Origin of the sequence: Edaphobacter sp., from assembly GCF_035532915.1 — a bacterium.
In the GTDB taxonomy this organism is placed as follows: Bacteria; Acidobacteriota; Terriglobia; order Terriglobales; family Acidobacteriaceae; genus Edaphobacter.
Window position 1 is genome coordinate 1 of sequence record NZ_DATKQC010000303.1, and the last position, 5,319, is coordinate 5,319.

Genomic DNA, 5,319 nt, shown 5'->3' on the forward strand with positions numbered 1-5,319 from the left:
AACCTCCTCTATATGGCGACCGTCATTGTCGAACTCGCGAAGGCACGGGAAGCGGACCTAACCATATTTCTGGTAGAGGAGCCAGAAGCGCACCTCCATCCGCAACTTCAAATGCTTGTCCTCGACTTCATGCTCGGCCAAACGAAGAAGTCCGCCACAGAAAAGGTCCCAGCCGGTCAACCCGAAGGACGCATTCAGGTTGTCGTCACCACGCACTCGCCGAACCTGACTGCCTGGGTGTCACCGGAGCATCTTGTTGTGGTCAGATCAGTTCGCGATGATGCCGTCATTCCTCCCGTTCATTGCACGGCATCAATCCCTATCGCGACAATCGGGCTGAGCGCCCCTGTCCTGCGGAAGGTCAGCCGGTATCTCGATGTGACGCGCTCCGCGCTCTTATTTGGAAGCCGGGCGCTCCTCGTCGAAGGTATCGCCGAGGCACTTCTGCTTCCCGCAATTGCAGAGAGACATGTGCTACGAGGTGATGCCCATGCATGGCAGCGCTTCAGGGGCACCGTGCTTGTACCAATCGACGGTGTCGATTTCGCCCCTTATGTCGAAGTATTGCTTCGTCCATCCGGCGAGTCAACCGTCGCCGACCGTGTTGTAGTGGTGACAGATGCTGACCCGAGCGTGCCAGGAAACCGCAAGGCGGATCTTGAGGCACAAGCAACAGGCTGGGGCACCGTCGCGAAACTCAGTGTGTTCACCAACGCTGTGACCTTGGAACATGAGCTTTTCTTAACAGGAAACCAAGCACTGCTTAAAGCGGCCTTTCTAGCGATCTACCCACAATCCGAAGCTCGCTGGACCGATGAAGTCGATGGGGCTCAGCCCAACAATCGGGCGACGGCTTTCGTCGAACTGCTAAAAGCAAAGCAGACGCGTAAAGGTGATTTCGCACAGCGAGTAGCCGACCTCATTGAAGCCGGTGAGCCCTTCCAGGTTCCTGCGTATCTGGCCCAGGCCATCCGGAAGGTCGCCGAACCATGATGCCGCTGACCGATGAGCAGCGCACATTTGCCAATCACGTCCCAGGGGTTTTCGTGGAGGCGTGTCCCGGTGCAGGAAAGACGCGGGCGATTGTAGCGCGGGTTGCACGCATTGCGCCTACCCTGCCGGTGCGTCGCGGCCTCGCAATCCTATCGTTTACGAATTCGGCCATCGAGGCGTTCATCGGTCAGTGCCATAGTCTCGGTCTGGACCGGGCGCTCCGCCATCCTGGATTTGTCGGAACATTCGATGCGTTCCTGCGCCAATTTTTCTTTTCTCCTGGTGGAATTGAAGGTGTCGTCATTCGTCCGTCGGTCGTCGATAGCTGGGAGACGCTCGGTGTGAACGTTCGTCTGCGGGGTACACATGCGTTCCGAGGTGATGGGGCCGGACTCGATCTCTTCGATGCAGAAAATGGCCAGATCGATCCAGCTTCCATCGGGCACACCGGACTGCGCGCGCATGTCCAAGCCAATCAGGCGGCTTACCACCAGGCTGCCGCGCAGAGACGCCGCGCCTTACGCCAGAGAGGGTATCTGAGTGCAGCGGATGTCCGGGTTGATGTCGTACGGCGTCTTCAGAGCGCCCCGTGGTCCACCGCGCTGGGGAGGGCACTGGCAGCGCGATTTCAGGAAGTCATCGTGGACGAAGCGCAAGATTGCAATCCGCTCGACTGTCAGATTATCCGCTGGCTTCATGAGAATGGTGTCACTGTCACCGTTGTGGCCGATCCCGATCAGGCGATATATGGATTCCGGCATGGCAGTCCAGCGGACCTACGGGCCATTGCCAACGGATACGATGATGGGGACTGCTTGCCGCTCACGGGTAATTTCCGTAGCAGTCCATCCATCTGTGGCGTTGCTGCCACGTTGCGCACCCGTGCCGTCCCCGACAAGTCCCTCGGCGAGACGGCCACGATCGCAGAGCCCGTTCACGTTCTTACCTACCAGGGATCACCTGTATCGGATGTCATCGGCCGCCGGTTTTGCGAGCTGATGCAAGTATTCGGTATAGCCACGAAAGACGGGATCGTCCTAGCTCACGCACGGAAAAATGCGCTCCGCGCATCCGGCTCCGGCTGTGAGGAGGATGCGGGAAACTCCAATGCTGCCCTAATTGCGCGCGCAGTCGGCATGTTTTGGACTTCTTCTATGTCGAACCGTGCACGCGAGTCTGCCCTGCGCTTCGTTGAACGCGCCATCCTCGACCTTATGGGGCAAATCGAAGACGGCGAGATACCATCCCGTGCAGCGGAGCGGCGTGGTATTGATCCGCGATGGCTGCGGCGTAGCGCGCTCGAACTCATCTGTCGCCTTCCACGGAGTTGCGCTGATACGAATGGTGCCCGCACCGCGTGGATTTCAGCGTTGCGTGAGGAAGTTCTGGGGTTGGGACTCACCTACCGTCCTGGCACGTCGGAGCGGCAATATTTCCAAAACCGTGCGGATGCGGGATGGCAGCGGCTTCTGGTCGCAGGAAATGCGCCGGAGATTGGGAGCGCCACTATCCATGAAGCAAAAGGCAAGGAGTACGACGCCGTCTGCGTTGTTATTCCGCCAGATGTCAGAGAGCCTCGGCGTACGGAACAACTTCTGACCACCTGGCAGAACTGCACAGACGGCGAAGCCAAGCGGGTGATTTATGTTGGCATCACTAGAGCCAAGAGACTTTGCGTCATCGCCGTACCAGCCGCATATGGCGACCGCGTCAGAAATCTCTTGGATGTTAACCACGTCAATTTTCGAATTGATGTCACTTAATGTTTGATCCTCCTGGGTTAAGGAGATGAGATGATGGTACGCGAGATGATTACTGAGCCTGTGTGCGCCCATCAGGGATGTGAGGCGCAATTCGAGTTCAGCACGGGCGCACCAGTGGGAGCGGCATAGATGGCGCGTGGAAAACTCGTTGAGCTTGGTACTCGCAGCTTCAATACGCAGGGGGAAGCCTCCGCCTTCTTTAAGGCGATGCTGAACCGCTACAAGCCGGGCGAGCGGGTGCTCGATGAAGACTACCTTGATCTCGTCGCTCTGCTGGAACGGCACACCGAGTATGTCGCGAAGGTTGGCTGCGGCGTTAACTATTTTCAGGTTGCCATGACGGAACACGGCACGCAATGCTTCCGTATCGTTCGCGTTGACGGCACGGGGACGGATTTCTCCTACCCGCATTGCATTTCGCAACGTGCGCCGAGTCGCAAGCAGGAAGTCAGCCAGGCATTCCGCCGAGCTGTGAGGTTTGACCTCTACAAGGCCCGCGACGCTTTTTTCGCAGCACATATCGATGCGAAGGGCCTCGTAGCCTGTGCCGCGACAGGCGAGCGTATTTCTCGCGAGCAAGCCCACATGGATCATCGGCCGCCGATGACATTCGAGGTCATCGTGACGACGTTTCTGTGTTCGAGGGGCCTGTCGTTGGATGATGTGCCGCTGACGACTGGACAGGACGATCAAGTGTCGCCGGAAGTCACGGACGACAAGCTGGGCGAAGCGTTCCGAGCCTATCACACAAAAGTGGCGCGGCTCGATTTTGTCAAGGACACCGTCAATCTCGCGGAAGGCAGCCGTCATCGCCTGAAGGCAGGACGCGTAAGCTTGCAAGAGTAGTAGTGGCGCAACCTGGGTCTCCTGAAGTGAAGGTGATCAACCATTATCATCAGCATTCCGATCGTAACCAACTGTAATTAAAGCAAATATAAATTCCTGCTTGGGGATGTTGCTCGGTCGACGGCCTCTGCTGGGATTCCTTCGGCAGGAGCTATAGGCAGTACAGGGCCAGCGCGCGCTCGACCCGAGCAAGATCGAAGTTGTGCGTGCGAAGAATCTCCAAGTAGGGGAGGAAGTTCTTGGCGCTAATCTTCCCAGCAAACCTCCACCCCGCCTCAGGAACATGTCGCTCGATCTCCGTTACTCATATGGAAGACCTTCCGCAACAGATCTGGCGAAGGGCTTTTCTTCCGTATGCTGCTGACGCTAAGGTATGCGTTCCAATAAATTCTGCGCCTCAAAACTCTCATTCGTAAAGAAATCGAAATCTTCCGAGATGCGATGCCCGAGTCTGAAAGCGAGAGCGGTCCCGCCGTATAGCACAAAATGGTTTGGCGTGGCCTTCAATTCCTTCCAGAGCGTCCGCTGCGATGAGGAAGAATGTTGCGTTTTGGGGAGAAAGTCATTAGCTTTCGCAATTGTTTCCGATTCGTCCCCGAGCCTTCTTGATTGTCCGATCAATATACTCTTCTTGGCGTTTTCTATTTCCTTTGTGCGCAAGATCACGCGAGGCAAGCGCGTTGCGGGCTTCGTTCTCCGGGACGCCGTGGGCCAAAGCGTAAATGGCATAGGCGAGGTCAACTCGGGTGTGGTCGCCGCCGTAGATTGGTCTCGCGCGGAAGTCCTCGATGCTTCTGAGATTCGAACGGCACTCCCTGCGGTGCTGCAACGAGGCAAGAGGCGGAATCTTGGATCTCTCCGCTTCATATAGGCCTTTGACTTCCGCGAGAAATGCTATCGCTTTTGGATAGACTACTCCCGTGGATTCATGGAGCCGCACAAAGGGAAAGGTTCCATCCGCCTTTCGATATTTGTCTTTGCGATTCGTGAAGCCCGCCAGTCTTCCGTAGTGTCGCCAATCCGCCGAAGCAAGGTCACCGCCAAAGCGTGACGCCAGCAATCGTGCTGCAAACGTAGAAAGAGGTTTCGGCAGAATCTGTCCGTGGTTCAGCCATGCTTGAAAGTTCCCCGGAGAAGTTTCAAGAACAACCGCTGGTGCAAAGCCTTCCGATTTCAAACGCTCGATGACCTGGATACTGGCGTCGTCGATTAGCGAAAGACTATGTTCGCCGGCTGGCCGGATGTAGATGTTCCGGCCTTCAGCATTTTTCAAGCGCAACCAAGAAATGGAGCGAAGCAACGTGCCCGTCTCCCACACACGCGGGAGCATCGCTCCGTGCGCGGCATTCGGATCAAACAGGCCAACTTCAAAAGCCTTTGCGCCCATGGCGCGGCTCTGCTTCTCGACGGCTTCCGGTGTGCTGATCGTTGTCATCTGCTTTTTCGACTTGACAAGCGCACGACTCGGGCGTAATAACGTACCCTAGTCATTAACAGTCTGTATGTATAGTACCATTGGTTGGCATACAGCAGGGTAAGTTTAGATCGAATGAGCGAGTGCATCTGAATGCAAGAACTTCAGCAAGTGACCGAACGCCGCAATGAAAAGCTGGTCCGGGAACTCGGGCCGCTCGTCGCTTCCTGCCTTGAAGATCATCGCACTGAAGATATCTTGCTGAACGCCGATGGCCGGGTGTGGGTGAAGCGCACGCATCAG

The 5,319-nt window shown here is 56.7% G+C and carries 5 protein-coding genes; 3 read left to right on the top strand and 2 right to left on the bottom strand.

Annotated features, from left to right (window positions below):
• From VMU57_RS14460 to VMU57_RS14470, 3 genes are all read left to right on the top strand, one after another.
• Nucleotides 1–993, top strand: a 993-nt coding sequence (locus VMU57_RS14460) for an ATP-dependent nuclease (protein WP_325384613.1), incomplete at its 5' end; no start/stop codon positions are given.
• Nucleotides 990–2,756 carry a UvrD-helicase domain-containing protein gene (locus VMU57_RS14465; RefSeq protein ID WP_325384615.1) on the top strand — a complete coding sequence of 589 codons (1,767 nt, stop codon included), beginning with the start codon at nucleotides 990–992 and terminating at the stop codon, nucleotides 2,754–2,756. The genes VMU57_RS14460 and VMU57_RS14465, both read left to right, overlap by 4 nt.
• A 129-nt stretch (nucleotides 2,757–2,885) precedes the next feature.
• Nucleotides 2,886–3,602, top strand: a complete 717-nt coding sequence (locus VMU57_RS14470; protein WP_325384617.1) for a DCL family protein — start codon at nucleotides 2,886–2,888, stop codon at nucleotides 3,600–3,602.
• A 366-nt stretch (nucleotides 3,603–3,968) separates the two neighbouring features.
• Here VMU57_RS14470 and VMU57_RS23095 read toward each other — a convergent pair whose 3' ends face one another.
• On the bottom strand, nucleotides 3,969–4,268 hold the full coding sequence (locus VMU57_RS23095) for a nucleotidyl transferase AbiEii/AbiGii toxin family protein (RefSeq protein WP_414648654.1): 300 nt from the start codon (nucleotides 4,266–4,268) through the stop codon (nucleotides 3,969–3,971).
• A complete protein-coding gene (locus VMU57_RS14475) occupies nucleotides 4,168–5,037 on the bottom strand; it encodes a RepB family DNA primase (RefSeq protein WP_325384619.1) in 870 nt (289 codons plus the stop codon). The genes VMU57_RS23095 and VMU57_RS14475 overlap by 101 nt, the downstream gene beginning before the upstream one ends.
• Nucleotides 5,038–5,319 lie beyond the last annotated feature (282 nt).